The 26,972-nt window shown below is 70.3% G+C and carries 21 protein-coding genes and 1 riboswitch; of the genes, 16 read left to right on the top strand and 5 right to left on the bottom strand.

From position 1 onward, the window contains the following. Positions 1-142 precede the first annotated feature (142 nt). Genes drmD through CLT74_RS11220 form a run of 3 tightly spaced genes read left to right on the top strand, consistent with a single transcriptional unit; the run spans position 143 to position 7,490 of the window. Entirely contained in the window at positions 143-3,331 is a 3,189-nt protein-coding gene (drmD, locus tag CLT74_RS11230; protein ID WP_199172166.1) for a DISARM system SNF2-like helicase DrmD, read from the top strand. Further along, positions 3,331-5,160 (top strand): hypothetical protein, encoded by a 1,830-nt coding sequence (locus CLT74_RS11225; RefSeq protein WP_099846483.1) that lies wholly within the window; start codon positions 3,331-3,333, stop codon positions 5,158-5,160. The genes drmD and CLT74_RS11225 overlap by 1 nt, the downstream gene beginning before the upstream one ends. Beyond that, positions 5,157-7,490, top strand: coding sequence for an Eco57I restriction-modification methylase domain-containing protein (locus CLT74_RS11220; RefSeq protein ID WP_143697139.1), 2,334 nt, complete (start codon positions 5,157-5,159; stop codon positions 7,488-7,490). The genes CLT74_RS11225 and CLT74_RS11220 overlap by 4 nt, the downstream gene beginning before the upstream one ends. 803 nt (positions 7,491-8,293) lie before the next feature. Here the strand turns inward: CLT74_RS11220 and CLT74_RS11215 are convergent. Continuing rightward, positions 8,294-8,488, bottom strand: a complete 195-nt coding sequence (locus CLT74_RS11215; RefSeq protein WP_099846481.1) for a DUF397 domain-containing protein — start codon at positions 8,486-8,488, stop codon at positions 8,294-8,296. Continuing rightward, the gene (locus tag CLT74_RS11210) at positions 8,488-9,387 is read right to left on the bottom strand and encodes a Scr1 family TA system antitoxin-like transcriptional regulator (RefSeq protein WP_099846480.1); all 900 of its coding nucleotides are present in this window, start codon (positions 9,385-9,387) and stop codon (positions 8,488-8,490) included. Before CLT74_RS11210 ends, CLT74_RS11215 begins: the two co-directional genes overlap by 1 nt. Before the next feature lie 137 nt (positions 9,388-9,524). Between CLT74_RS11210 and CLT74_RS11205 the strand changes: the two genes are divergently transcribed. The 6 genes from CLT74_RS11205 (at position 9,525) to drmC (ending at position 17,878) form a co-directional block, all read left to right on the top strand. Beyond that, entirely contained in the window at positions 9,525-9,887 is a 363-nt protein-coding gene (locus CLT74_RS11205) for a hypothetical protein (RefSeq protein ID WP_099846479.1), read from the top strand. Between the two features lie 16 nt (positions 9,888-9,903). Then, entirely contained in the window at positions 9,904-10,902 is a 999-nt protein-coding gene (locus CLT74_RS11200; protein ID WP_486582240.1) for a DNA-processing protein DprA, read from the top strand. A 163-nt stretch (positions 10,903-11,065) separates the two neighbouring features. Next, entirely contained in the window at positions 11,066-11,641 is a 576-nt protein-coding gene (locus CLT74_RS31290) for a hypothetical protein (RefSeq protein WP_281601486.1), read from the top strand. A gap of 95 nt (positions 11,642-11,736) precedes the next feature. Then, positions 11,737-15,240, top strand: a complete 3,504-nt coding sequence (gene drmA / locus CLT74_RS11190; RefSeq protein WP_099846476.1) for a DISARM system helicase DrmA — start codon at positions 11,737-11,739, stop codon at positions 15,238-15,240. Beyond that, positions 15,237-17,078 carry a DUF1998 domain-containing protein gene (gene drmB / locus CLT74_RS11185; protein ID WP_099846475.1) on the top strand — a complete coding sequence of 614 codons (1,842 nt, stop codon included), beginning with the start codon at positions 15,237-15,239 and terminating at the stop codon, positions 17,076-17,078. Before drmA ends, drmB begins: the two co-directional genes overlap by 4 nt. After that, positions 17,075-17,878 (top strand): DISARM system phospholipase D-like protein DrmC, encoded by an 804-nt coding sequence (gene drmC, locus CLT74_RS11180; protein ID WP_099846474.1) that lies wholly within the window; start codon positions 17,075-17,077, stop codon positions 17,876-17,878. Before drmB ends, drmC begins: the two co-directional genes overlap by 4 nt. A 94-nt stretch (positions 17,879-17,972) precedes the next feature. Here the strand turns inward: drmC and CLT74_RS11175 are convergent, their stop codons facing one another. Next, positions 17,973-18,857, bottom strand: coding sequence for a septum formation family protein (locus CLT74_RS11175; RefSeq protein ID WP_099846473.1), 885 nt, complete (start codon positions 18,855-18,857; stop codon positions 17,973-17,975). A gap of 86 nt (positions 18,858-18,943) precedes the next feature. Beyond that, on the bottom strand, positions 18,944-19,831 hold the full coding sequence (locus CLT74_RS11170; protein WP_099846472.1) for a septum formation family protein: 888 nt from the start codon (positions 19,829-19,831) through the stop codon (positions 18,944-18,946). A 247-nt stretch (positions 19,832-20,078) separates the two neighbouring features. Between CLT74_RS11170 and rpe the strand changes: the two genes are divergently transcribed. From rpe to ribH, 6 genes are all read left to right on the top strand, one after another. Further along, the gene (gene rpe, locus CLT74_RS11165; RefSeq protein ID WP_099846471.1) at positions 20,079-20,759 is read left to right on the top strand and encodes a ribulose-phosphate 3-epimerase; all 681 of its coding nucleotides are present in this window, start codon (positions 20,079-20,081) and stop codon (positions 20,757-20,759) included. Between the two features lies 1 nt (position 20,760). Further along, the gene (locus CLT74_RS11160) at positions 20,761-21,741 is read left to right on the top strand and encodes a response regulator (RefSeq protein WP_099846470.1); all 981 of its coding nucleotides are present in this window, start codon (positions 20,761-20,763) and stop codon (positions 21,739-21,741) included. A 57-nt stretch (positions 21,742-21,798) separates the two neighbouring features. Continuing rightward, positions 21,799-21,971: riboswitch (FMN riboswitch) on the top strand. A 150-nt stretch (positions 21,972-22,121) separates the two neighbouring features. Beyond that, positions 22,122-23,183: a bifunctional diaminohydroxyphosphoribosylaminopyrimidine deaminase/5-amino-6-(5-phosphoribosylamino)uracil reductase RibD gene (ribD, locus tag CLT74_RS11155; protein WP_099846469.1), complete on the top strand. Its 1,062-nt coding sequence runs from the start codon at positions 22,122-22,124 to the stop codon at positions 23,181-23,183. Between the two features lie 2 nt (positions 23,184-23,185). Then, complete coding sequence (locus CLT74_RS11150) at positions 23,186-23,806, top strand: riboflavin synthase (protein WP_099846468.1); 621 nt, start codon at positions 23,186-23,188, stop codon at positions 23,804-23,806. Then, complete coding sequence (locus tag CLT74_RS11145) at positions 23,803-25,065, top strand: bifunctional 3,4-dihydroxy-2-butanone-4-phosphate synthase/GTP cyclohydrolase II (RefSeq protein ID WP_099846467.1); 1,263 nt, start codon at positions 23,803-23,805, stop codon at positions 25,063-25,065. The genes CLT74_RS11150 and CLT74_RS11145 overlap by 4 nt, the downstream gene beginning before the upstream one ends. A gap of 5 nt (positions 25,066-25,070) precedes the next feature. Further along, positions 25,071-25,568 (top strand): 6,7-dimethyl-8-ribityllumazine synthase, encoded by a 498-nt coding sequence (ribH, locus tag CLT74_RS11140; protein WP_099846466.1) that lies wholly within the window; start codon positions 25,071-25,073, stop codon positions 25,566-25,568. A 109-nt stretch (positions 25,569-25,677) separates the two neighbouring features. Here ribH and CLT74_RS11135 read toward each other — a convergent pair whose 3' ends face one another. Beyond that, on the bottom strand, positions 25,678-26,541 hold the full coding sequence (locus CLT74_RS11135) for an ABC transporter substrate-binding protein (protein WP_099846465.1): 864 nt from the start codon (positions 26,539-26,541) through the stop codon (positions 25,678-25,680). A gap of 138 nt (positions 26,542-26,679) precedes the next feature. Between CLT74_RS11135 and CLT74_RS11130 the strand changes: the two genes are divergently transcribed. Then, a complete protein-coding gene (locus CLT74_RS11130) occupies positions 26,680-26,943 on the top strand; it encodes a phosphoribosyl-ATP diphosphatase (protein ID WP_099846464.1) in 264 nt (87 codons plus the stop codon). The last annotated feature ends 29 nt before the right edge of the window (positions 26,944-26,972 follow it).

The following is a 26,972-nucleotide window of genomic DNA, read 5'->3' as shown; positions in this document are numbered from 1 at the left end:
TTTGCGCTCCTACATGGAGCATGGGTTATTCCGATGTGGAGTCGTGTACTAACCTTCACGCCTGCTGTCCGGACGCCGCCTGCCCACCTGTGGCGTTCGATGACTCAGCGGCGACGCCCCACGGGCTTGAAGGAGCACCCGGATGACCATGGCGACCGACAATCCTCCGGTGCCGGGCCAGCTCGTCACGGTACGCAACCGGCGTTGGGTCGTCGCCGACGTGGTCCGCAGTGACGTGACCAGCGGCGACCCACATGTCTTCACCGGCCGCACCCCGCACCTGGCCACCCTGGTCAGCATCGAGGACGACGCCCGCGACGAGGAGTTGCGGGTGGTCTGGGAGCTGGAGCCGGGCCGGCGGGTGCACGACAACGCCACGCTGCCGGACCCCCGCAACGGGTTCGACGACCCCGGGCAGTTGGACGCGTTCCTGGACGCCGTGCGCTGGGGCGCGATCGCCTCGGCCGACCGCACCGCCCTCCAGGCACCCTTCCGCTCCGGCATCGAGATCGAGGATTACCAACTCGACCCTGTGGTCCGGGCGTTGTCGATGCCGCGGACGAATCTGCTCATCGCCGACGACGTCGGCCTCGGCAAGACCATCGAGGCCGGGTTGGTGATGCAGGAACTGATGCTGCGGCATCGGGCCCGCACCATGATGATCGTCTGTCCGGCCGGGCTGACCCGGCAGTGGCGCGACGAGATGCGCGACAAGTTCGGCCTCGACTTCCGCATCGTCGACGCGGCCCTGCTCCGGGAGCTGCGCCGGGCCCGCGGGCTCTACACCAACCCGTGGACGCACTACCCCCGGTTGATCGTCAGCGTGGACTGGCTGAAGCGGGACCGGCCGATGCGGCTGCTCCGCGAGGTGCTGCCGGCAACGCCGCGCTATCCGCGCGCCGTCGACCTGCTGGTGGTGGACGAGGTGCACACCTGCGCACCGTCCGGCCGGGGCCGGTACGCGGTGGACTCGCACCGCACGAAGGCGATCCGGGCCCTGGCCCCGCACTGCGAGCACCGGCTCTTTCTCTCCGCCACCCCGCACAACGGTTTCACCGAGTCTTTCACCGCGCTGCTGGAGCTGCTCGACGACCAGCGGTTCGCCCGGGGCGTCAAGCCGACCGACGAGCAGTTGGCCCGGGTGATGGTGCGGCGGCTCAAGAGCGAACTACCGCCGAGATGGGACGGCACACCCCGGTTTCCGACACGGCACCTGAGCTACCTGGAGGTCGACTACTCGGCTGCCGAACGGCACGCCCACGACCTGCTCAGCCGGTACGCGGCGAGTCGCCGGGCCAACGCCGACGGGCGGGCCGGACAGATCGCCGCCGACTTCGTCACCACTCTGCTCAAACGTCGACTTTTCTCCTCGCCGAAGGCGTTCGCCGAGACCGTGGAAACCCACCTGGCGACGATGACCGCCCGGGACCACACCACCGACGACAGGGCGGTGCGCAAGGCGGAGCGGGCGGCCGGCGAGAAGGTCCTGCAACCGGTGATCGACCGGCTGGCCGAGACAGCCGAGGACGACGCCGCCTACGGCAGCGCCGAGGCCGATGCCCTGACCGCTGTCCGGCATTACGCTGCGCCGCTCTCCGCCGAGGAACGGGCACTGCTGGGCGAGCTGCGCACCTGGGCCCGCTCGGCGCAGGACCGACCGGACGCCAAGCTGGCAGCGCTGCACCGCTGGCTGGACCCGATCGTGCGGCCCGACGGTGAGTGGCAGTCCGAACGGGTGATCATCTTCACCGAGTACCGCGACACCCAGCGTTGGCTGCACGACCGCCTGCTCAGCGCCGGGTACCCACCGGAGCGGATCGCTCTGCTCTACGGCGGGCAGGATCCGGACGAGCGCGAACACGTCAAGAACGTCTTCACCGAGCACCCCGACCTCGACGACGTCAGGATTCTGCTCGCCACCGACGCCGCCAGCGAGGGCATCAACCTGCAACGGTACTGCCATCGGCTGCTGCACTGGGAAATTCCGTGGAACCCCAACCGCCTTGAGCAGCGCAACGGCCGAATCGACCGGCACGGTCAGCGGACCGCCCGGGTGGAGGTGCTGCACTTCGTGCCGGCCGGTTGGCAGCAGGTCGACTACACCACCGGTTCGCTGGAGGACGAGCTGGCGTTCCTGCGGTTGGCGGTGGAGAAGGTCGAGGCGATCCGCACCGACCTGGGCAGCGCCGGTGAGGTGATCGCTGCCCAGGTCGAGCAGAAGATGACCGGCAAGCAGACCGACTGGCGGGTCACTGACGTCGAGATCGACCGACGGGCGAGCCGCGCCCGGCTTCGGGTGGAGCGCGACCTGGCCCGGGACCTGCACCGGCTCACCGAGACGCTGAAGGGCAGCCGGGCGGAACTGAACCTCACCCCGGCCACCGTGGAACGGGTGGTCCGCACCGGGTTGCGTCTGGCCCACCGCCGGGACCTGATCGACGCGCCCACCCCGGCGAGCGCGTCCGGTGACTGGTTCCGGCTGCCTGAGCTGCCCGGCGCGTGGGCCGCCGCCCGCAACGACGGGCTGCTGCACCCGGTCACCGGGCGGGAACGATCGATCACCTTCGATCCGGACGCGGCGGCGGGGCGGACGGACGTGGTGCTGCTGCACCTCGGGCACCGGTTGGTGCAGATGTGCCTGCGCCTGCTGCGGGCCGAACTGTGGGCGCAGGCCCGGGGCGACGCCGGGTCTGCCGGTGCGAAGCTCAGCCGGGTCACCGCCCGGGTGGTCCCCGGTGACCTGCTGCGTACCCCGGCCCTGGTCGCCCACGGCCGGGTGGTGCTCACCGGCGCGGAGGGCACCCGACTGCACGAGGAGATCGTCACCGCCGGCGGCCTGATCGAGGGCGGGAAGCTCGTCCGGGCCCGCCAGGAGGACCTGGAGGCGCTGCTCGCTGCCGCGACCGACCAGGTCCCCGCCGAGCAGGTCCGGCAGAGCCTGACTGAGCTGTGGCCGACGCTGACCGGGCCACTGGGTCGCGCCCTCGGCACCCGCGCCGACCAGCGCGCCCGCAGCCTGCACGGGCTGCTCGCCCGCCGCTGCGAGGAGGAGGTGACCGCGATCGGCGCGGTCCTGACCGAGCTGGAGACCTCGATCCGCGGCAAGCTCGCTGACGAGCCGCACTGGGAGCAGCCGACCCTGTTCGCCATCGAGCGCGAGCAGTTGCACGCCGACCGGGACGCGCTGCACGCCCGGCTGCGCGACATCCCGGCCCAGCGCGAACGGGAGAGCAACGCGCTGCGCCGCCGTTACGCCGACCCGACGGCCCGCTGGTTCCCGGCCGCCGTCACCTTCCTGGTCCCCGCGTCCCTGGCCCGAGGTGCCCGCTGATGCCCGCCATCCCCCGCCAGTCCCGAGGAACGTCCCGCGCGGCCGGCTCGAACCGCGCGGCCGGCCCCAACCGTCGGGCCACCGGTCGGCCGGCCGGGACGCCCGCACAGCGCATCGACGAGCAGCACGCCGAGTGGCTCGGCCTGCTGCGCCCGGAGGGGCCGTTCCTGACGGTGCCGGTGCTCGTCGAGACGCTGCCGCACGGGCTGGACACCGTGCCGACCGACGTGCGGGACCGGATCCGCCAGGGCTGGGCGGAGGTGCAGGATGCCCCGGATCTGCTCGGCCCGGCTTGGGTGGAGCTGATCCTCGGGGAGTTGTTGCGCTACCCGGCGAGTGCGCGCACCGACGGTGCGGTCGGGGTCACCGGCGCGGACGGCTTCCGGCCGGACGTGGTGCTCTCCGGTCCGCAACCCGGCGGCGGCAGTGCGGCCCGGCTGCACGTGCATCGGCTGCCCTTCGACACGTCGCTCACCGCTGCCCGGGGCGACCGCCCGGCCCCCGTCGAACAGGCCTCCCAGCTCTGTCGGGACACCGGCGTGCCGCTGGCGCTGGTGACCAACGGGCAGCACTGGGCGCTGGTGCACGCCCGCCGAGGCGAGCCGACCGGCGTGGGTGTCTTCGACGCCGACCTCTGGTTGGAGGAGCCAACGCTGCTGCGCGCCTTCGCCACCCTGCTCGCCGCGGCCCGGGTGCTCACCCCGCCGACCGGTGCCGACGGCCGTCCGTCGAGCAGCCTCGCTGCGCTGTTCGCCCGCAGCGCGGAGGCGTTCACCCAGATCACCACCACCCTGGGCGACCAGGTGCGCCGGGCGGTGGAACTCTTCGTCGGCGAGCTGGCCCGGCTGGACCGGGAGTCCGAGGGCCTGCTGCTCGGCAAGGTCAGCGACCGGGAGATCTACCGGGGTGCGCTGACCGTGATGATGCGTCTGGTCTTCCTGCTCTACGCCGAGGAGCAGCGGCTGCTGCCGGTGGCCGACCCGCTCTACGCGCAGGCGTACGCGGCGTCCACCCTGCACGGTCAGCTCGGTGCGGCCCGGGACCTGCACGGCGAGGAGGTCGGCGATCGGCGTACCGCCGCCTGGCCTCGGCTGCTCGCCCTCTTCGCCGCGGTGCACGGCGGCTGCGAGCACCCCGACCTGCGGATTCCCGCCCACGGCGGGTCGCTGTTCGACCCTGAACGGTTCGGATGGCTGGTCGACGCGGCGGTCACCGACCGGGTCGTGCACGAGATGCTGGACGCCCTGCTGGTGCTGCGGCACCGGGGCAGGGCCGCCGAGCAGCTCAGCTACTCCAGCCTCGGCGTGGAGCAGCTCGGCCACGTCTACGAGGGCCTGCTGGAGTTCTCCTGCGCCCGCGTGCAGGAGCCGTACGTCGGGCTGCTCGGCAAACGCGAGCCGGAGCTGCCGCTGGCCGAGTTGGAGGCCGCCGCCGCCCGGGGCGAGGCGGAGCTGCGCGTCTGGCTGGTCGCCCGCTGCGACCTCACCGCCCGGCAGGTGGAGAAGGCCCTGGCCGCGACGCCCGCGCCGCACCAACTCGCCGCGCTGCACGCGGCCTGCGACAACGACGCCGACCTGACCGAGCGGGTACGCCCGTACTGGGGGCTGCTCCGCACCGACCTGCGCGACCTGCCCACGGTCTTCCCCGCCGGCTCGGTGCTGTTCACCCAGTTCGGCGACCGGCGGAACACCGGCACCCACTACACCCCTCGGGAACTGGCCGAGGAAGTCGTCCGGCACACCCTCGCCCCGCTCTGCTTCGCCCCCGGTCCGGCGCAGGGCGTCACCGACGAGGGGTATGGCGGGCCAAGACCGCCGACGAGCTGTTGACGTTGAAGGTGCTCGACCCGGCGATGGGTTCCGGCGCGTTCCTGGTGGCGGCTTGCCGCTACCTCGCCGAGGTGCTGGTGCGGGCCTGGCACCGCGACGGGCTCCCCGCCGAGCTGTCGGAGCTGGCGAACGGCAACCCGGACCAGGAGGACCTGCTGCTCGCGGCCCGTCGCCTGGTCGCCGCCCGATGCCTGTACGGGGTGGACCGCGACGACATGGCGGTGGAGCTGGCCAAGCTGTCGCTCTGGCTGGTCACCCTGGCCAAGGGCAAGCCGTTCGGCTTCCTCGACCACGCGCTGCGCTGCGGCGACTCGCTGGTCGGCATCACCAACCTCGATCAGCTCACCGCCTTCCACCTGGACCCCGGCATGGGGCGTTACCAACACAGCCGCCTCTTCGGCGACCTGGTCGACCGGCTACACCGGACGGTCGACGAGATGACCGCGCTGCGCGAGTCGATCGGCGCGACCGTGGTCGAGGACACCCGCGACGCCGCCGACAAGGCCGCCAAGCTCGCCGAGGTCGAACATCTCGGCGAGGGCCTACGGCTGGCCGCCGACGCGGTGGTCGGCGCCGCGCTCTCCACCGCTGTCCGCCCCCAGCGCCGCCCATGGGACCCGGAAGACGACACCGACGACACCGAGACGAAGTACGACGACCGCCTGCTCAGCATCAGCGACGACGTGTACCGCCTGCTCGACGGGCCGCACGACGCGGAGTTGGCCCAGCGAGTCTCGATCACCGTAGCCGGCTGGCTGCGCGGCTCCCGCCCGGAACCGATCCGACCGCTGCACTGGCCGCTGGAGTTCCCCGAGGTGGTCAAACGCACCGGCTTCGACGCCGTCATCGGCAACCCCCCGTTCGTCGGCGGCCAGCGCCTGACCGGGGCGATCGGGCCGGACGTACGCGAATACCTGGTCGAGCGGATCGGCCGGGGGAAGCGGGGAAGCGCCGACCTGTGCTCCTACTTCCTGCTGCGCAAGCTCAGCGTCACCGGCAAGGGGCGAGTGGGCATCATCGCCACCAACACGATCGCCCAGGGCGACACCCGGGAGGTTGGTCTCGACCAGGTCGTGGACATGGGCTGGACGGTCTACCGGGCGAACAAGTCCCAGCCCTGGCCGGGCACCGCCTCGCTGGAAGTCTCGCTGCTCTGGGTCGGCCATGCCGCCACCGACGAAAAGCCGATCCTCGACGGACATCCGGTTCCGGGAATCACCCCGTCGCTGGACGCCCGCTCGCGAGTCACCGGCAACCCATACCGCCTGGCCGCCAACGCCGGCCAGGCGTTCCAGGGATCGAACATCCTGGGCACCGGCTTTCTGCTGGAGCCGGAGCAGGCGCAGGCGCTGATCGCCAAGGACCCGCGCAACGAGGAGGTGCTCTTTCCCTACCTCAACGGGGAGGACCTCAACGGTCGCCCCGACTGCTCCGCCCGCCGCTGGGTCATCAACTTCCACAACTGGCCTCTCGAACGAGCCCAGCAATACCCCGACTGCTTCGCCATAGTCGAACGGGAAGTCAAACCCTTTCGGGCTACCAATAATGATCGCAGACGCCGCGAGATCTGGTGGCGATTCACGAGACCAGCCCCGGAACTCTATTCAGCAATTGACGGGCTCGATCGCGTGCTAGTCATTGCCCTCGTCAGCAAGACCGGCTTGCCCGTCTTCGTGTCGACCGGTCAGGTCTTCTCTCACATGCTTGGCGTTTTCGCTACTGATCGAGCGGAGGACCTTGCCTCGCTTTCCAGCAGCTTCCACTTCTCGTGGTGGACGACGAAGGGTGAGTCGAGCCTGCGGTCGGACCCCCGCTACACGCCGTCGGATGGTTTTGAGAAGTTTCCGCAGCCGGAGCTGACCGAGCGGATGGGGCGGATCGGGGCGGAGTTGGACTCGTACCGGCGGTCGGTGATGTTGGGGCGGGAGTTGGGGCTGACGAAGCTCTACAACCTGATCCACGACGAGCAGGTGACCAGCGCGGACATCCAACGGCTGCGGGAGATCCACGTCGAGATCGACGAGGCGGTGGCCGAGGCGTACGGCTTCGACCTCACGCTCGGGCACGGGTTCCACCGGACCCGGCAGGGCACCCGGTTCACCATCGACCCGACCGTTCAGGTCGACATACTGGACCTGCTGCTCGAACTCAACCATCAGCGCTACGGTCAAGAGAAGGACCGAGGTCCGCAGTCCAGGACTCGACGCAAGCCACGGAAGCCGGCCCGGGACGCGCCGCGCCCCGAGTCCTCCAAGTCCCCCGAATCGTCGGCTGAGATGCCGCCCGCTCTCGATGGCGGCCTCTTCCCCCTCCCAGACGCCCTGTTCTGAACTACGACGGCAATAAGTGCCAATGAGGCGACGAGGTGTGCGAGATGCCCGAGACCACGAAGGCGCAGGCCGAGCGGCCGGCACCGGCCCGTAAGGCCGCAGATGATCTAGCGGCGGAGATTCGACGGTGGAAGGTCTCTGGATGGGCGCTGCTACGAGTTCAGCCCCGATTACTGCATCGACCCCACCCGGTCAGAAGACAAAGAACGATGTGTGGCCTGTCACTGACTCCTGAAGACGGGATCTTCGGTAAGTTGCCCGATGCCGGCGGACGGGCCCGGTGTGCCGCCTGCAATAACGTCCGCGCGATCCATCTGCAGTCCCTTGGCTACGTTACTGCTGCCAGGGAGCATGCAAGGAAATCGCGATTGCGTGCCGCGCGACGGGAGCAAGCGGCCCAGAAAGCTCGGCGGAAAGTTGAGCAAAATGCGAAGTGGGTCGACTTGGTCAGCGGTGGCCTACGCAAGGGGCATCGCCTTGATCGCCGATTCGCGGCACGGACCCTTTGTGGAATTCACGTTCCTGAGGGTGCGTCGAAATCCCGTCCTCCCATCGCAGGCATCCCAAATTGCGATCCGTGCATCGAGGCGCTGCGCGCACTGCGTAACGTCGCAAAATCCGCTCCACCGAAGCCTCCACCCCGCGTAAGCAAGCACGATCGAAAGCTTCTCGACGGCGACAACCACGACCGGAAGCAGACGCGCGGAGTGTCGATCAGGGCCACACAGGGCGGGCTGCCCACCCTCGGCCGACGAACCTGAGCTCCTGTCTGAGCTGGATTCGGCCAGTCCGACTTGAGGCGTCTAGCTGACCACTCCATCCTTGAGGCTGGTCAGGAAGGTGGTCCAGGAGTGGCCGTCGAAGGCGAGGATCGGGCCGGTGCGGTCCTTGGTGTCGCGGATGTCCACCGCGCCGTCGACGAACCGCACCTCGACGCAGGCCGCGTTATTGGCGCTGCGGGAGGACTTGAACCAGCCGCGATCGGGGCGAGGGGCCATCACGTCATCTCCTTGGCGATCTGCCGGATCAGCACCAGCGACTCCGCCGAGCCTAACGCCCGCTCCCGCGCCTCGGCGAAGGTCACGGCGTAGTCCGCGACCCGGCTGGATTGGTCGATGATGTCGCTGGAGGTGAGCACCTCCTGCCAGACCAGGTCGGGCAGGCGGGGCGACGGGAACGACAGGATCTGGAACGGACTGCCGAGCGCGGGGTGCGCCCCTGCGGTGAAGGGCACCACCCGGATCTCGAACTGCTCCGGGCGCTCGGTGAGCAGTCGGTCGAGGTGGTCGAGCTGGGCGCTCATCACCGCCGCGCCGCCCACCTGCTGCCGCAGCGCGCCCTCGGCGATGACGGTGGTCAGTCGCAGCGGGTGGTCGCCGACGAGCCGCTGCTGCCGGGCCATCCGCACGGCGACCCGCCGGTCCATCTCGGTCAGCCGGACGTAGGTGTTGCCGCCCCGGATGACCGCGCGGGCATAATCCTCGGTCTGCAACAGCCCGTCGATCAGCTCGTTGTGGTAGCTGCGGACGTGCTCAGCGCCCGCCTCGTAGCCGAGGAAGCGGAGGAACTCCGCCGGGAAGAGCTGCGAATACTGGTGCCACCAGGCCCGCCGCATGGCCGCGACGCGCAGTGCCTCCAGCTCGGCGGCGTCGGCCGGGTCGATCTCGTACACCGTGACGAGCTGGGCCAACCGGTCGGCCGGCAGCTTGACCCGCCCGGACTCCACCCCCGAGATGTACGCCTGTGTGATGCCACTGGCGCGGCCCGCTGCAGCCGCGGTCATCCCCACCTCCTCGCGGCGTTCCCGCAGCCGTAGCCCAAGCTCCCACGCCTGAACGGTAGGCGACTCAAGTGGCGGCGAAGACTTGCGGCGCGTCCTTGCGGCGTTGGACGTCATCTCTGATCCATCCTGTGAGCGTCACCGATACCTGAAAGACCATACTCAATGAAAACTCCTGAAACCATACCCTTGATATAAGCGAACAAGTGAGTGATGCTGCCTTTACGGGATTCACGCCGATGCGAGGAGGCAGGATGGCTGGCGAGGTCAGATGGATCGAGCAGAAGCAGCAGGTGCGGCACGCGTTCTCGCTATCCCGGGTCGTGGACGCCGGCACCTGCGACGAGTGGCACGACCTGCTCGGGGTCCTCCGGGTGCCGGTCGACCGGCGGACGCCGGACAAGCTGTGCGACCACTTGCGCCCGTGGGCGCTGGCCACCCTGGCGGCCGGTGGCTACGGCTTCGGCCGTTACTACGCGTGCTACTCGACGCTCGACGATGACGACGAACCGGACAAGGCCATCGCGGACGAGGACATCGACTGGTCCGGCGCGGCCGTCCTGATCCCCGCCGAGCCGCCCGCCGGCCCGGTTCACACTTGCCCTTCGCCTGAATAGAACATACGTTCGGATCGTGGCGTCGTTCGAGCAACCCCAGCAGCGACACCGACCGGGATGGCCGGGCCAGGATGGCAGGCCAGGGCCTACGATCGTGCGCATGGACACGGCGACGATTGAACGGGCAGCCCTGGTCGCCCTACTTCGCCGCCCGCAGACGAGCTGGTCGGAGACGGCCCTGGAGATTCAGGAGAACGGCAGTGCCAAGGCCGTCCTCGAACGATCCGTCGGTCACTCCGACACGCTCTTCCCGGACCTGGAATCGATCTCCGACCTGATCGACGGTGCCGCTGACGAGATAGCCGGCTGGCAAGCGGAAGGGATCGGCGTTCACGCCTTCTTCGACGCCACCTACCCGGCTCAGCTTCTCGGCATCCGGGAGATGCCTCCGCTCCTGTTCAGTCGGGGCAATTTACAGGTTCATGATCGAGCAGTGGCGGTTGTCGGCAGCCGTAAGGCAAGCGCCGACGGGTTACGGATCGCCCAGGCGGTTGCCACCACCCTCGCCAGGCGTGGCGTGACCGTGGTCAGCGGGCTCGCCAGCGGCATTGACACCGCCGCTCACACCGCCGCGCTGGAGGCGGGCGGACGCACCGTCGCGGTCATCGGCACCGGGATCCGCCGGTACTACCCGGCAGAAAACCGACGTCTACAGGACCACATCTCCGACGTCGGTCTGCTGATCTCCCAGTTCTGGCCCGATGCCCCGCCGAGCCGGCAGAGCTTTCCCACGCGCAACGCCGTGATGAGCGGGTACGCAGTCGCAACCGTCGTCGTCGAAGCAGGCGAAACCAGCGGAGCGCGGATTCAGGCCAGGCTCGCCCTTCAACACGGCCGCCCCGTCGTCCTGACCAGTCAAGTCATGCGCTGCGACTGGGCCAGGGCGTTCGCCGAGAATCCCGGCGTCTACGTCGTCAACGGCACCGCAGAGCTGGTGGACGCCATCGACGACATCCTCAGCTACCAGCCCACCGAAGCCGGCCTGGAGAACTTCCCTGACTTCGCCCTCCGCTGACCAGCGCTGGACCATCATCCGCCGGCACATCGAGGTCCAGCGCGGCTATCTACGCAACCCGTTGCCGGCGTACGCCTGGGTCTGTCCCACCTGCCGTGGGGTCCGAGGCGAGGGCTATGCGCTCTGTTTCCGCTGCCAGTCCCACCTGACCCGATCGGGCGGCGTGCTCGCGGACCTCGTGCTGCCGATTTCCTACTCGCCGCGTACCTGGCAGCACCATCACAACCTCCGCACCTACAAGGGTGCGGCCCGGTCCGAGCAGGCTCGGCGAAACCTGCTCGCCCTCCTCCTGTTCTTCCTACGCGACCACCTTGCCTGCGTGGCGGCTCGCACCGGCGCTCGGCCAACGCATGTCATCACCGTCCCCAGCACCCGAAACAGCATCAGCACGCATCCACTCACCGAGCTTGTCGGCAATCGACTCGGACTGCCCTGGATTGCCAGCACGGTTAATCCGAGCTATGGGCCCGACGACCACGACTTCCACGCCGACTGGTTTGCTCCGGCCCTGCCTGCGGCGAGCGCCCCGGTCCACGCACTGGTCCTTGAGGACACCTGGACAACGGGTGCCCGCGTGCAGTCGCTGGCCTACGCCCTCAAGGCCGCAGGTGCCACTACCGTGGCCGCGATCATTCTCGGCCGCCACGTGGATCCGACATACCCGCCGGCCAAGCGGCTGATGGACGCCATCGCCAGCCCGCTGTTCGACACCACTCGATGTGCGACGGACGCCGGCTGACGAGCTGGGCTCCGATGTGGGCGACGGTGAGCCGTTGATGCAGGTGTGCACCGAGCGGTCCGCCGATGTCGTAGGGAAACGCTACGGTCGCTGTCATGACTGGGCAGGGCGTGCTCGCCGTACCGGATGAGCGGACGATCCGCGACGAACTGCAACGGTTGGTCGTTGCCGATCTGCGCGGCCCCCTCAGCGGTCCGGCGGAGGAGTTTCCCACCAGGGAGAGCCCGTTGGACCGCTACATTCTCGGGCGGCTGGCACCCAACGGAGTGTCGGTGGATCCGGCCACTCAGGACGTTTTCGCCGACGCCACCGCGTTGGACGCGGCCGACGGCGGCACCGAACCGGCCGCACCGAGCGTGCCGAGCCTGGCGCCCTCCGCGCTCGGCTTCACCGCCAGCGTGCCGCTGTCGGTTCCCGAGCTGTGGGTCACCGCGGCCTGGGGCAGCTACGACACCGCTGCCTCCGAGCGTGAGGAACACGCCGGCCGGCCGGTCTGGCGACGGCACCAACGCGGCGGCCTGGTCGTCGTGCCGCTGCGGGAAGGGCTGATTGAGCCCCGGTCGGTCGACGCGGCGCAGCCGAACGTCGTGGTGCGGGGTCGGGTGCGTTGCCTGAGGAAGGTCTGGCTGGTCTCGCTCTTCCTGGAGAACCGGGAGCGCAGCGATTCGTCGCGCCAGCCGAAGCGATGGATTTTCCAGGTCGAGCTGGCCGCCACCGGCCCGCAGGAGAGCGAGCCGGTCTTCGTGCCCCGGCCGGAGCAGGTCACCGGCGGAGACGACGCAGACCAGGCCGAACGGCACCGGCTGGCGATGGCCTACCGGTTCCACCCGGAGTTCGCGGTGGGGCACGGCACCGCCGTCCACGCCGAGCCGTCGCCCAGCGATCCCCAACGTGCCCATCGGGTACGCACCACGACCGTCCCGATACACGAGTTGCCCTTCACCGACGTGCCCAGCAGCGACCAGGACGACGACCTGCCCGAGTTGGCCGACGTCGAGTTGGACATGCGGCGTCTCGCCGAGCTGGCCGACGGCCCGGCCTCCGCCCTCACGGCGGCGTTGCAGCCCCTCGTTGCCGGCTATCGGGCGTGGATCGACCGCAACGAGGCGAGCGCCGGTGACCCCGCCCGGCGGCTCGACGGTTACCACCGACAGGTCCGCGAGGCGCTGCGCGACGCCTGGGAGGCGGCCGACCGGATCGCCGCCGGCATCGAGCTGCTCACCGCTGCCGACCCGGCGGCCCGCCAGGCGTTCGGGTTCGCCAACCGGGCGATGTATCTACAACGTGTCCACAGTGTGGTCGCTGCCCGGCGGCGGGAGCACCCGAACCTCCCACTGGCGCAGGCGGTCGCCGATGCTGACCGGCCCGAGAACCACCGGTGGCGTCCGTTCCAGTTGGCCTTCGTCCTGATCAACCTGCCGGCCCTGGCTGACCCACGGCACCCGGAGCGAGGTGACGACGTCGAACGCGCCCTCGCCGATCTGCTCTGGTTCCCCACCGGTGGCGGTAAGACCGAGGCGTACCTCGGCCTGACCGCCTTCACCATCGCGATCCGCCGCCGCCAGCTCGACCTGGCCGGGATGACCGGCGGGGCCGGGCTCGCCGTGCTGATGCGGTACACCCTGCGGCTGCTCACCATCCAACAGTTCGAGCGGGCCGCGACCCTGATCTGTGCGGCGGAGTCCCTACGCCGGGCTGATCCGCACACGTGGGGGAGCACACCGATCCGGATCGGACTGTGGGTCGGTGGCCGGGTCACCCCGAACCGCACCCAGGACGCGAAGGACTGGCTGGACGAGCGTCGGCGGGGCCGGTCCACCCGGGGCATCGGCTCACCGCATCAGCTCACCAGTTGCCCCTGGTGCGGCACGAGGATCGAGCCGGGCCGGGACATCAAGGTGGATCGCGAACACTGGCGGACCTTGGTGCGCTGCTTCGATGTGGAGTGCCCGTTCAGTGAGGTGGGCAGCTTTCCGTTGGCCGGCGACGAGATCGGGCTGCCGGTGATCCTGGTCGACGAGGAGCTCTACCGCCATCCGCCGGCGTTGGTCATCGCCACGGTCGACAAGTTCGCCCAGTTGCCGTGGAAGGGCGAGACCGCCACGCTCTTCGGCCGCGTCGGCAAGCACTGTGACCAGCACGGCTTTCTCACCGAAGACCTCGAATCGACCGACTGGGAACGCAAGCGGCACCGGCCAGGCAACCGCGTCGTCCCCTGCGCGCGGCTGCGTCCGCCCGACCTCATCATCCAGGACGAGCTGCACCTGATCTCCGGGCCGCTCGGCTCGCTGGTCGGGCTGTACGAGACCGCAGTGGACCGGCTGGCCAGCTGGGAGCCGGTCCCCGGGCACTGGTCCCGGCCGAAAGTGATCGCCTCCACCGCCACCGTACGCCGTGCCCAGCAGCAGATCGGCGCCCTGTTCAACCGGCGTACCCGGGTCTTCCCGCCGTCGGGGCTTGATGCCGCGGACAGCTTCTTCGCCCGCCAGCGCGAGACCGAAAAACATCCTGGCCGGCGGTACGTCGGCATCTGCGCCCACGGCAACCGGCTGCGGTCGACCCTGATCCGGGTCTACGTCTCCGTGCTCGGCGCGGCGCAGAAACTCCACGAGACCTACGGCCGCAACCGGGTCACCGACCCCTACATGACCCTGGTCGGCTACTTCAACAGCCTGCGCGACCTGGGCGGCATGCGGCGGCTGGTCGAGGACGACGTCTCCAGCCGACTGATCCGCGCCGACGAACGCGGGCTCGCCCGACGGTACGACCCGTACCTGGAGGAACTGACCTCCCGGATGCCCTCGGACGCCATCCGGCCGCTGCTGGACCGGCTCGCGGTGCGCTTCGACAGCACCCGGGCCAAGGGTGCTCCCCGGCCGGTCGACGTGCTCCTCGCCACCAGCATGATCGCCGTCGGGGTCGACATCGCCCGGCTCGGCGTGATGGTGGTGGCCAACCAGCCGAAGTCCACCGCCGAGTACATCCAGGCGACGAGCCGGGTCGGCCGGCAGGCACCGGGCCTGGTGTTCACCGTCTACAACTGGGCCCGGCCGCGCGACCTGTCGCACTACGAGCGGTTCGACCACTTCCACGCCACGGTCTACCGGCAGGTCGAAGCCCTGTCGGTCACCCCGTTCGCCGAGCGGGCCATCGACCGAGGGCTGACCGGGGTGCTGGTGGCGCTGGTCCGCGATCTGGAGAGCACCTACAACGGCAACCTGCGGGCGCGGGAATTCGACCGGCACAGTCAGCTCGCCGACCACGTCGTGCGGTTCCTCAAGCGCCGCAGCGAGGTGGCCGCCGACAACACCGTTCGCCAGCGGGTGGAGGACGAGTTGGAGGCACGCCTGGACCTGTGGGCACGGGAACGGGCCCGGCCGGCCCGACGGCTGGCCTACGACAAGCCGTACCACAGCGACGACGTCGCCGGGCTGCTGCACCGCCCAGAGGAGGGCCGGTGGGCACAGACCACCTGCCCCACCTCGCTGCGCGACGTGGAGCCCGGCATCCAACTCCAGTTGCAGCTCGGTGCCGTGGTGGATGATCCACCGCCGTTCGTGCCGCCCGTTGGGGGCGGCACCGCCGGGGGGCCGACGTGAGCAGTCCGCAGCCCCGCAACCTGCGGGTCGGCGCGTTGCGCCCCAACCAACTGCTGCACACCTACGGCGTCGGCTCGGTCGCCGACCTGCCCAACCTGTCGGTGCTGACCCTCGGCTTGGCGCACTGGGATCTCACCCACTCGATGCCGGTCACCGAGGACCGGTTGTTGACGGCGGTCCGGCGCAGGCTCGGGAGCCAGGTGGAAAGCCTTCGGCTTCCGCCGCACCTGCCGGAGACCTCCGACCTGTTCGCCGACTGGACCCGAGTGGGCGTGCCGGTGGCGCTCTTTCCCACCTGGCTGCGCTGCTCGGACACCCGGTGCAACCGACTCGCGCCGGCAGATTCCGGGCTGTTCGAGCTGTTGTCGTCGCCCTACCAGCCGGACCGGGCCCGCTACGTGCACAGTTGCCGGGGCAACGGCAACTCGCGTCCGACCGCAGTGCCGGCCCGCTTCGTGCTGGCCTGCGACAGCGGTCACCTCGACGACTTTCCCTGGTCGTACGTCGCGCACGGTGGCACGGATCCCGGTGCTGGTCACTCGCTCACGCTCGCCGAACGCGGCAGCACCGGCGAGGCGGCCAACATCTTCATCTCCTGTGAGTGCAAGGCTTCCCGGCCGATGTCGGTGGCGATCGGTCTGCACGCCGAACGGACCCTTCCCGCCTGCCGCGGACGCCACCCCCACCTCGGCACGTACGAGCCCTGCGATGCCCCCACCCGCACGCTCGCCCTGGGCGCCACCAACAGTTGGTTCGCCATGCAGTTGCGGGTCTTCAGCCTTCCCCGTTCCGAGCATCCGGTCGACCAGGTGGTCGCCAAATTCTGGTCATCGGAGCTGCACCTGCTTGCCAACCTGGACGCGGAGACGGCAAAGAAGATCATGCAGACCCAGGGCTGCTGGGCCGAGTTGCGACCCTACGGCACCGACCGGGTATGGGCGGCGATCCAGCGTCGCAGCAAGGCCGAGCCGGACGACGAATCCGACGACGGCGACGATCTACGCAAGCCCGAGTGGCTGGCCTTCACGGCCGGCACCAGCACTGAGCTACCGGATTTCACCACCCGACCGGAGCCGGTGCCGCACCAGCACCGCAGGTGGCTCCGCGAGGTGGTCCTCGTCCCCCGGTTGCGGGAGGTCTCCGCGCTGTACGGCTTCACCCGGATCGACGCTCCTGAGTGGGACGTGCTCGACACCCCCGACCAGCGGCGGGCACCGCTGACAATCGGCAAGCCGACCTGGCTGCCCTGCGCCGAGATGCGGGGCGAAGGAATCTTCCTGCGGGTCGACGAGGAGGCCGTCGTCGAGTGGGAACACCGGCCAGCGGTCAAGCAACGCGAACAGTTACTGGTCCGCGCCCACGACCTCTGGCGGGTGCAGCGCAAACTGGCCCCGGAACAGTGGCCTGGTCTTCGCTACGTCCTGCTGCACACCTTCGCCCACGTGCTCATCCGTGAGCTTGCCCTGGAGTGTGGCTACAGCGCCGCCGGCATCGGGGAGCGGGTCTACGCCTGGCCCGGTGACACCCCATCCGCCGGGATACTCCTCTACACCGCGGCACCCGACAGCGAGGGCACCCTCGGTGGTCTCGTTTCCCTGGGGCGCACGGACCGGCTCGGTCAGCTCGTTGAACGGGCGTTGGAGGCCGCCCGATTGTGCAGCTCTGATCCGCTCTGCGCCGAGCACGACCCGACCGTGCACGCCCGCCTGTCGGCTGCCGCCTGCCACGCCTGTCTCTTCGCCGCCGAGACCTCCTGCGAACGCGGCAACCACTACCTGGATCGGGCCCTGCTGGTCGACACTCTCACCGACCCCGGCTCCGGATTCTTCGCCCGATGAACCACGAGCGGTTCACGGAGGTGATCACCGACATCGCCACCACGCTCCCCGCCGATCACGTCGTTGCCTGGGCCGCCGTGCTGCTGACCGTCGACATACCTGCCGACAGCGGGGTGGCCGCCGCGTTGATCGACGCCCGGCCCGGGTTCTCGGTCGGCACCCAAGCCGCACGACTGATCAAGAGCTGGCGAACCGACGCACCCGACCTGCCCGGTTCAGCGGTCGCTCTTGCCCTGCGCAGCGCCGCCCTCCTGCACCAGCGGGTGGCCGCGAGGCGTACCGAGCTGGCAGTCAGCGGGCCGACCAGCGCGGCCATGCCGGTCCGCCTCACCAGCTCCGTGGTCGTGGAGGTCATCCGTGCGGCCCAGAGCAGACTGCTCGTGGCGAGCTTCGCCGCGTACGGGGTCGCCGAGGTGATCGCCGAGCTGCGGGCTGCAGCCCACCGAGGCGTGCACATCGATCTGATTTTGGAAAGCTCGGCCGAAGACGGCGGTGCCCTACGGGGATCCGCCAGCGCCGCCAGCACCTTCGCCGATCTCCGAAACCGGGCGACGTTCTGGCACTGGCCGGCCGCACGACGAGCCGCCAGCGGAAATCCGTACGCAGCCCTGCACGCGAAGCTGATCGCCGCCGACAGCAAGGTCGCGCTGATCAGTAGCGCCAACCTCACTGACCGGGCGCTGTCTCACAACATTGAGGTCGGCGTGTTCCTCCATGACCCAGAGGTGGTGCGAAAGCTCGTCGCGCACTTCCAAGCCCTTGTCGACTCCCGGACCGGCGTGCTGCAGCGACTCTTCTGAGTAGCCGACGGCTCGACGAGGCCAGAGCAGATCCGGAATACCGACGATCGTCGGTGCGATCTGATATCTGCTGTCCCCGGGCTTGGCGGGATGGTCAGCCGATCGGCAGCGCCCGGGTGCCGGCGCCCTTCACCGAGCGGGTGAGGGTGCGGTCGCTGATCCAGAGGAAGCACTGCACCGACCGGTTGCCGCTGCGCCACTCGCCTTCGGAGGGGTGGTAGAAGATGGTGCCGACCCGGTACTGGAGGTTGCCGTCGTCCGGCAGCTTGGCGTAGCGGGCGACGGCGCTGCGGCAACCACTGTGGATCCGCTCGGGCTTGGCCAGGAACGCCGAGAAACTGCTGTCCGGCGCTCGCCAGAGGCCCACGAACTCGGCCCGGTGCTTTGCGGTGCACGTGACGGCGACCATCTCGGTCACCTCGTCGCCCTCGGTGCGGGCGTTGAAGCAACCGTGCCGCAGTGGTGACGACCCGCCGAGCGCGCCGGTCAGGCTGGCGGTGCGCCGTACCGGCACCGGGGTGTCGAGGCCGCGCAACTCGTGGACGTCACAGCGGAACCAGCGGGCACCTCCGGTCCACGCCTGCGGCGAGGGTAGGACGACGGTGAGCCCGATCCGGGCAGTGCGCCAGTCGCCGCCCAACGTCCGGCGCACCTCGCTGTCACACTCGCCGAACGCGGCGCGCATCCCCTTGCTGCCGACGGCGGGCGGGCGGGATCCGGTCGCGCCGGTGAGGGCCCCGACGTGCAGGGTTTCGGCCCGGTGTGGCTGCGCACAGTCCACAGGTGCGTACGCGCTGAGGAAGCCGACCTCCTGCGGCTGCCCGTGGCAGCTACCGGAGTCGGGCGTGAACACCGCCGGAGCCCCCATGGACGCCCAGTCGTCGACCAGGTCACCGTCGGTGCCGGCCGGTCTGGTGCAGCCGGTCGCCGCCAGCGCCACCACGGTCGCCAGGGCGACTCCGGTCAGCCATCGTCGCATCCCCGTCGACCTCCCGCTCCCCGCTGTCGAAGCGGCAGCATACGGCACCGGGCTCAGCGACCGTCCGGGCCGTTTGCGCACCGTGCTCAGGTGACGGGCAGTCCCTGCGGGCCCACGCCGCGCATCGAGCCGGTCAGCTTGCGGTCGTCGCTCCACAGGATGCACCGCACCCCCCGGTCGCCCTCCTCCCACTCCCGCTGCGACGGCGGGTAGAAGATCGAACCGGCGCGGTAGGGCAGTTCGGCGTTGTTGGGTACGTCCGCGAAGGCGGCGATCAGCTCCATGCACCGCTTGTGGGCCTGACCGGCCGAACCGACGAACTGCTTCCAGCTCATGTCCTGCTCGACGTAGACGCCGACGAACTCGGCACCGTGCGGCTCGGTGCAGAGCACCGGGGCCATGTAGTTCAGGCTGTCGCCGATCAGCTTCGGGTCGAAGCAGCGGTGCACGAGCGGTGAGTCCCCGATGAGTGCCCCGCGCAGGCTCCCGGTCCGGTTGACCGGCCGGGTGTTGTCGATGCTGTCGGTCTCGCTCAGGTCGCAGCGGAACCAGCGGGCGCCGCCGTCCCACGCCGGCACCGACGGCAGGGAGATGTTCAGGGTCAGCCGGGCGGTGTGCCAGTCACCGCCGAGCACCAGCCGGGCCCGCTGGTCGCACTCCGCCCGGGCGGTACGCAGCGCCGCCGACCCCGGCTCGGGGCGTTTGCCCTCGGCGGCGGCGTCGGTGAACGTGCCGACGTGGACTGTCTCGGCGAGGTGGTTGCGGGCGCAGTCCACGGTCTCGTAGGTGCTCGCCTGGACGACGGCGGTGATCCGGGGCAGGCAGGCGTCGGTGGCCGGCACGAACATGGTCGGTGCCCGCAGTGTCTGCCAGTCGTCGGTGAGGTCGCCGTCGGTTCCGCCCGGCTGCACGCAGCCGCTGAGCACCATCGCAGCCACACTGGCCAGCGCCAGTGCCGCGAGCCACCGTCGCATCGTCCGCCCTTTCCGGGAGCTGCCGCCCGGCTGCCGGCTCCCGCGCCCACCGGCCTGCACGATACCGTCACCATCCCCGATGGAGTGTTGCCGCGAATCGGTCGTCTGGCCAGTGGAAGCTGAGCTTCATTCCGTTTCACCGGGTCGAAGGGGGCCATTCTGCACCATTGGTCACCTCCGGGTCACGGGGTGTCTCGGTTGCTGGCACGATGTCGTGGCTGCTGGCCGCGTTCGTACACTGGGCGCTGTGACCGTACCGCCGCCGATCGTCGCGCCCAGCATCCTCGCCGCCGATTTCTCCCGTCTCGCCGAGGAGGTCCGTGCCGTCGAGGACGCCGCGGACTGGCTGCACGTCGACGTGATGGACAACCACTTCGTGCCGAACCTGACCATCGGACTGCCCGTGGTGCAGAGCCTGCGGGCCGCCACGAAGCTGCCCTTCGACGTCCACCTGATGATCACCGATCCGCACCGCTGGGCGCCCGGCTACGCCGACGCGGGGGCGTACAACGTCACCTTCCACGCCGAGGCCTGCGCCGATCCGGTGGCCCTGGCCAGGGACCTGCGGGCGGCCGGCGCGAAGGCGGGGCTGGCGATCGACCGGGACACCCCGATCGAGCCGTACCTCGACCTGCTGCCCAGCTTCGACACGCTGCTGGTGATGACCATCAAGGCCGGGTTCGGCGGGCAGCGCTTCCTGCCGCACCTGCTGGACAAGGTCCGTACCGCGCGTCGCCACGTCAACGCCGGCCACCTTGAGCTACGCATCGAGGTCGACGGCGGGATCGCTGCCGACACCATCGAGCAGGCGGCTGCGGCGGGCGCCGACGCGTTCGTGGCCGGCACCGCCGTCTACGGTGCCGACGACCCGGCCGAGGCGATACACCGACTGCGCGGGTTGGCCGAGCGCGCGGCGGCCCGGGCCTGACATGGAAACCTCCGACGATCGCAAGGACGTGATCCTCGTCGTCGACGACGACGAGGACATCGCCCGCTTCGTCGAGTTCAACCTGCGGTTGCAGGGCTTCGAGGTGATCCTCGCCGCGGACGGCCAGGAAGCGCTGGAGCTGATCGAGCGGGAGCGGCCCGACCTGGCCGTGGTCGACCTGATGATGCCGCGGGTGGACGGGCTGGAACTGACCCGGCGGCTGCGCGCCGACCCGATGACGGCGGCCCTGCCGGTGATCATGCTGACCGCGAAGGGGATGACCCAGGACAAGGTCAACGGGCTCAACGCCGGCGCCGACGACTACCTGGTCAAACCCTTCGACAACGCCGAGCTGGTCGCCCGGGTCAGCTCCACGCTGCGGCGCAACAAGGAGTTCCGGGAGGTCTCCCCGCTGACCGGCCTGCCGGGCAACAGCCGGATCCGCCGGGAGATCGCCGACCGGGTCCGTGGCGGCGCGGACTACGCCGTCGGCTACATCGACATCGACCGCTTCAAGAGCGTCAACGACAGGTACGGCTTCGTCCGGGGTGACGGCTTCATCACCGCGCTGGCCCGTAGCCTGCACCGGGCGGTGGTCGCGGTGGCTCTGCCGCCGGCCTTCCTCGGCCACGTCGGCGGTGACGACTTCGTCTTCGTGTGCACGCCCGATCAGGTGCGACCGCTCACCCTGCGGGTGTCGTCGGACTTCGAGAAGGCCGCGGACGCCCTCTACGATCCCACCGACCGGGAACGCGGCTACGTGGAGTTGAAGGACCGGCGAGGCAACATCCGCCGGGCCGCGCTCGTCACCCTCTCCATCGGCGTCGCGATCTCGGACACCGACAAGCGGATCACGGACCCGCTGGAGGCGATGACAATCGCCTCCGAGATGAAGACCGTGGCGAAGAGCCAACCCGGCTCGTACGTGGCGGTGGATCGCCGGCGCGGCGTCGCCGAGCCCGGTCACCGTCCTGTGAAGTAGCTCGCCCGGGTGGCCCGCCGCGCCGCCGAGCGTGTAAGACTTTGCTCAGTACCCACCACGCGCTGGCGGGACTCGGTGTAATTCCGAACCGGCGGTGATCCACGGTCCGACCGTGGTAAGCCCGCGACCCGGGAGCGGTTCGTCCGCCCGGTGGACCTGGTGAGAATCCGGGGCCGACGGTTGGGGGCGGCTCGTCCGCGCCCAGACAGTCCGGATGGGAGACAGCGCGCGGGACGGAAGGGGGCCGTGTGCCTCGCCGGGCTCCGGCGTGCGCGCGTCCCGGCCGGGGCGGCTGTGCCGTCCCCGGATTCCGCTGCCTGCCCGTGGCCACCCGGCCCAGCTCCCTGCCCGCGCGTACGAGCGAGAGGGCAACGCAGGCGATGGCGAGCGTCTCCGTGGACGAGGCGATGCGTCGTGCGATCGAACTCGCGGCGCGCGGGCTCGGCACCACAAGTCCCAATCCCGTCGTCGGCTGCGTACTGCTCGACGTCGACGGCGAGGTGGTCGGCGAGGGCTTCCACGCGTACGCCGGGGGACCGCACGCCGAGATCGTCGCGCTGGCCCAGGCCGGGCAGCGGGCCAAGGGCGGCACGGCGGTGGTCACCCTGGAACCCTGTGACCACGTCGGCCGCACCAGCCCCTGTAGCACCGCGCTGGTCCAGGCGGGGGTGGCCCGGGTCGTCATCGCGGTGCCGGATCCGAACCCGGTCGCCACCGGTGGTGCCGCCACGTTGCGGGCCGCCGGCGTCCGCGTCGACCTGGGGGTACGCGGCGCCGAGGCGGAGAGCGGCAACGTGGCCTGGCTGACCGCCATGCGCCGGGGCTGGCCGTACGTGATCTGGAAGTACGCGGCGACCCTGGACGGGCGTTCCGCGGCGGCCGACGGCACCAGCATGTGGATCACATCCGAGGCGGCCCGGATGGACGTGCACGCGCTGCGCGCCACCGTCGACGCGGTGGTCGTCGGCGTGGGCACGGTGCTCGCCGACGATCCCCGGCTCACCGTGCGCAACCTGCGTGACGGCAGCCTCGCCATCCGGCAGCCGCTACGGGTGGTGGTCGACTCGGCGGGGCGTACCCCGGCTGACGCGCGGGTCCGCGACGGCGCCGCCGGCACCTGGGTGGCCACCGCCGCCGAGGTGGGCGCCGGCCCGGACGGCGGCGTCGACCTGCCGGCGCTGCTCGCCGCCCTGCACGCCCGCGGGGTCCGGGCCGTGCTGCTGGAGGGTGGCCCCCGGCTCGCCGGGGCGTTCCTCGCCGCCGGCCTGGTCGACCGGGTGGTCGGCTACCTCGCGCCCCGGCTGCTCGGCGCCGGGCCGGCCGCGCTCGTCGATGCGGGTGTGACCACCATCGCCGAGGCCATCGACCTGGAACTCACCGACGTTACGCAGGTCGGTCCCGACCTGCGGATCACCGCGCTGCCCCGGAAGAGGGAGGGCTAGGCATGTTCACCGGCATCGTCGAGGAACTGGGCGAGGTCGTCGGGGTGACCCCGACGGCGGAGGACTCGTCCCTGGTAGCGGTCCGTGGCGCACTCGTCACCTCCGACGCACGACATGGCGACTCGATAGCTGTCAACGGGGTCTGCCTGACCGTCGTCGACGTCGATGGCGGGGTGTTCACCGCCGACGTGATGGGCGAGACGCTGCGCCGTTCGGCGCTGGGCGCACTGCGGACCGGCGACCAGGTGAACCTGGAACGCGCCGCCGCGCTGGGCAGCCGCCTCGGCGGTCACCTGGTGCAGGGGCACGTCGACGGCGTGGGCGAGGTGCTCTCCCGGGAGCCGGCACCGCGATGGGAGACGGTCCGGTTCCGGTTGCCCGCAGCGTTGTCCCGGTACGTGGTGGAGAAGGGCTCGATCACCGTCGACGGGGTCTCGCTGACCGTGGCCGAGGTGGGCGACGACTGGTTCGCCGTCGGCCTGATTCCCACCACCCTCTCGGCGACCACGCTCGGCACCCGGTCCGTGGGTGACCCGGTCAACCTGGAGATGGACGTGCTGGCCAAGTACGTCGAACGGTTGCTGGCCGGTCGCACCGTCGACGGGGCGGAGGTGCCGGCATGACCTTCGCCGACATCGAGCAGGCCGTGGCCGATATCGCCGCCGGCCGCCCGGTCGTGGTGGTGGACGACGCCGACCGGGAGAACGAGGGTGACCTGATCTTCGCGGCCGAGCTGGCCACCCCGGAGCTGTTGGCCTTCATGGTGCGGCACACCTCGGGCTTCATCTGCGTACCGCTTGTCGAGAGCGAGTGCGACAGGCTCGACCTGCCGCCCATGCACCACACCAACCAGGACCGGCGGCAGACCGCCTACACGGTGACCGTCGACGCCCGGGAAGGGGTGACCACCGGCATCTCGGCGGCCGACCGGGCGCACACCATCCGGCTGCTCGCCGATCCGGCCACCGGCCCGACGGACCTGGCCCGGCCGGGGCACGTGGTGCCGCTGCGGGCTCGTCAGGGCGGGGTGCTGCGCCGTCCCGGGCACACCGAGGCGGCCGTCGACCTGACCCGGCTGGCCGGTCTGCGCCCGGCCGGTGTGCTCTGCGAACTGGTGAACGACGACGGCACCATGATGCGGCTGCCGGACCTGGAGAAGTTCTGCGCCGAGCACTCGCTGGCTCTGATCACCATCGCGGACCTGATCGCGTACCGGCGGCGTAACGAGAAGCAGGTCGAGCAGGTCGCCGACGCCCGGATGCCCACCGAGCACGGGGTTTTCCGGGCCCTGGGCTACCGCAGCGAGTACGACTCGGCCGAGCACGTGGCGTTGGTGATGGGTGAGATCGGCGACGGCCGGGACGTGCTGGTGCGGGTGCACTCGGAGTGCCTGACCGGCGACGTCTTCTCGTCGGTGCGCTGCGACTGCGGACCGCAGCTCAACGCCGCCCTGGACCGGGTGGCCCGCGAGGGGCGGGGCGTGGTCCTCTACGTGCGCGGTCACGAGGGGCGCGGCATCGGGCTGCTGCACAAGCTCCAGGCGTACCAGTTGCAGGACCAGGGCCGCGACACGGTGGACGCGAACCTCGACCTCGGCCTGCCGGCCGACGCGCGTGACTACGGCACCGGCGCGCAGATCCTCTACGACCTCGGGGTCCGCTCGATGCGGCTGTTGACGAACAACCCGGCCAAGCGGGCGGGGCTTGAGGGCTACGGCCTGACCATCACCGGCCGGGAGGGGCTGCCGGTGCGCCCGCACCCGGAGAACGTACGTTACCTGCGGACCAAGCGGGACCGGATGGGGCACCTGCTCGACCAGCTTGACGAGGTGGCCGAGGCGCCGATGGGGCGTCCGGTGCCCGGCAGAGAGATCGGAGCGTAGGACAGATGGCGGGTTTCGGGGAGCCGGGTTCGGCTCCGGTCGACGCGGCCGGGCTGACCGTCGGTGTGGTCGCCGCGCGCTGGCACGGTGACCTGACCGACCACATGCTCGACCGGGCGGTGGCCGCCGCGCAGGCGTGCGGCGCGCGGGCGGTGGTGGCCCGGGTGGCCGGCTCGGTGGAGCTGCCCGTGGTGGCGCAGGCGCTGGCCCGGCGCTGTGACGTGGTGGTCGCCCTCGGCGTGGTGGTACGCGGTGCCACAGCCCATTTCGACTACGTCTGCCGCTCGGTCACCGACGGCCTGACCCGCGTCGCCCTCGACGAGGGCAAGCCGGTCGCCCACGGCGTGCTGACCGTCGACACCATCGAACAGGCCCGCGACCGCGCCGGCCTGCCCGACTCCGCCGAGGACAAGGGCTGGGCCTCCACCGTCGCCGCCCTCGACGCCGCCCTGGCCATCCGCCACGCCGCCACCACCACCCACCCCGTCGGCTTCACCACCTGACCACCCACCCCACCCCGTTGATCAAGAAGTTCGCGTCGGGATTTCGTGCTCAGGCGACGAAAACTTCTTGATCAACACGCGGGGCGGCATGGGGAGGGGGGTCGGGCTGTCAGGTGAGGTTGGGGGCTTTTGCGGTCTGGGTGAGCCACTGGTCTTCGAGTTGCTTGAGGACGCCGTTTCCTGTGAGCTGTCCGACCGTTGCGCTGACGCAGCCGGTGAGCGGGGAGTCCTTCTCCAGCAGCAGGCCGAACGCTTCCGGGCTGCCCACCTGGGGCAACTGTCCGACGATCACCGCGTCGTCGATCTCGGTGCCGGTGATGTCGAAAGCGGTTGGCAGGTCCACCACCAGGCCGTCGATCTGCCCGTTCCGCAGGGCCTTCGTGGCCTCGCCGTGGGATTTGTAGCTCCGTGGCTCGGACTTCGGCTGCACCAGGTCGGTGATTGCCTGGTAGCTGGTCGTGCCGGCCTGGGCGCCGAGCCGGGCGTCACGCAGTTCGGCGAGCGCGGTCCGGCCGGCGATCTTGGAGGACTTCAGCGCGATGACCGTCTGCCGGACCAGGTGGTACGGCGCGGAGAAGTCGACAGCTTGCTTGCGCTCCTCGCTGATCGAGAACTGGCCGATGCCGAAGTCGAAGTTCTTCGGCCCCGGCGTGGTGGCAACGTCGGACTCCACCCGTGTCCAGGTGACGTCGTCGCGGGCGTAGCCGAGCTGCTCCGCCACCGCGTAGGCCACGGCGGACTCGAAGCCCTGACCGTTTTCCGGTTTGTCGTCGACGAACCACGGCTGATCGGCCGGTTCGGCGGTGGCGATGGTGAGCTTGCCCGCAGTCTCGGTGGGCAGGCTGTCCTTGGTGCACGCCAGGGTCGACACGATCGGCATGGGTGCGGGCTGGGCCTGCGACGTGCAGGCGCTGGCCGCGAGCAGAACGGTCGCTGCGGTGGCGAACGCGAGGGTACGCGGGGTGGTGACCATGGCGGACAGCGTACGACCAACATAGGCGGAGATCGAAGGGTTGTCCCACCGCCCAGGTAGGGAATATGGGTCCCGTCCACCGGGCAGCACCGACCCGGTGCGCGTGGCGACCGAGGGCGACTGCGAGAATCCGTCTCCGTGAAGACGTTCGAGGAGTTGTTCGCGGAGTTGCAGGCCAAGGCAGCGGCCGGCACCCCCGGCTCGGGCACGGTCGCCGCACTGGAGAAGGGCGTGCACTTCATCGGCAAGAAGGTCGTCGAGGAGGCCGCCGAGTCGTGGATGGCCGCCGAGCACGAGGGGCCCGAGCGCACCGCCGAGGAGATCTCCCAGCTGCTCTACCAGGTCCAGGTGCTGATGATCGCCAGTGGTCTCGACCTGAAGGACGTCTACCGACATCTGTGAGTGCCCCCACCGTCGACCCGAAACCGATC

It is taken from the genome of Verrucosispora sp. CNZ293 (genome assembly GCF_002754655.1).
The sequence above is the reverse complement of the archived record's forward strand: the minus strand, read 5'-3'. Positions and strand labels throughout refer to the sequence as shown.

Bases quoted from the DNA above. Each gene is read 5' to 3' on its own strand.
- drmD (WP_199172166.1), top strand. From the start codon at position 143: ATGACCATGGCGACCGACAATCCTCCGGTGCCGGGCCAGCTCGTCACG.
- CLT74_RS11225 (WP_099846483.1), top strand. From the start codon at position 3,331: ATGCCCGCCATCCCCCGCCAGTCCCGAGGAACGTCCCGCGCGGCCGGC.
- CLT74_RS11215 (WP_099846481.1), bottom strand. From the start codon at position 8,488: ATGGCCCCTCGCCCCGATCGCGGCTGGTTCAAGTCCTCCCGCAGCGCC.
- CLT74_RS11210 (WP_099846480.1), bottom strand. From the start codon at position 9,387: ATGACGTCCAACGCCGCAAGGACGCGCCGCAAGTCTTCGCCGCCACTT.
- CLT74_RS11205 (WP_099846479.1), top strand. From the start codon at position 9,525: ATGGCTGGCGAGGTCAGATGGATCGAGCAGAAGCAGCAGGTGCGGCAC.
- drmA (WP_099846476.1), top strand. From the start codon at position 11,737: ATGACTGGGCAGGGCGTGCTCGCCGTACCGGATGAGCGGACGATCCGC.
- drmC (WP_099846474.1), top strand. From the start codon at position 17,075: ATGAACCACGAGCGGTTCACGGAGGTGATCACCGACATCGCCACCACG.
- CLT74_RS11175 (WP_099846473.1), bottom strand. From the start codon at position 18,857: ATGCGACGATGGCTGACCGGAGTCGCCCTGGCGACCGTGGTGGCGCTG.
- CLT74_RS11170 (WP_099846472.1), bottom strand. From the start codon at position 19,831: ATGCGACGGTGGCTCGCGGCACTGGCGCTGGCCAGTGTGGCTGCGATG.
- CLT74_RS11160 (WP_099846470.1), top strand. From the start codon at position 20,761: ATGGAAACCTCCGACGATCGCAAGGACGTGATCCTCGTCGTCGACGAC.
- ribD (WP_099846469.1), top strand. From the start codon at position 22,122: ATGGCGAGCGTCTCCGTGGACGAGGCGATGCGTCGTGCGATCGAACTC.
- CLT74_RS11150 (WP_099846468.1), top strand. From the start codon at position 23,186: ATGTTCACCGGCATCGTCGAGGAACTGGGCGAGGTCGTCGGGGTGACC.
- CLT74_RS11145 (WP_099846467.1), top strand. From the start codon at position 23,803: ATGACCTTCGCCGACATCGAGCAGGCCGTGGCCGATATCGCCGCCGGC.
- ribH (WP_099846466.1), top strand. From the start codon at position 25,071: ATGGCGGGTTTCGGGGAGCCGGGTTCGGCTCCGGTCGACGCGGCCGGG.
- CLT74_RS11135 (WP_099846465.1), bottom strand. From the start codon at position 26,541: ATGGTCACCACCCCGCGTACCCTCGCGTTCGCCACCGCAGCGACCGTT.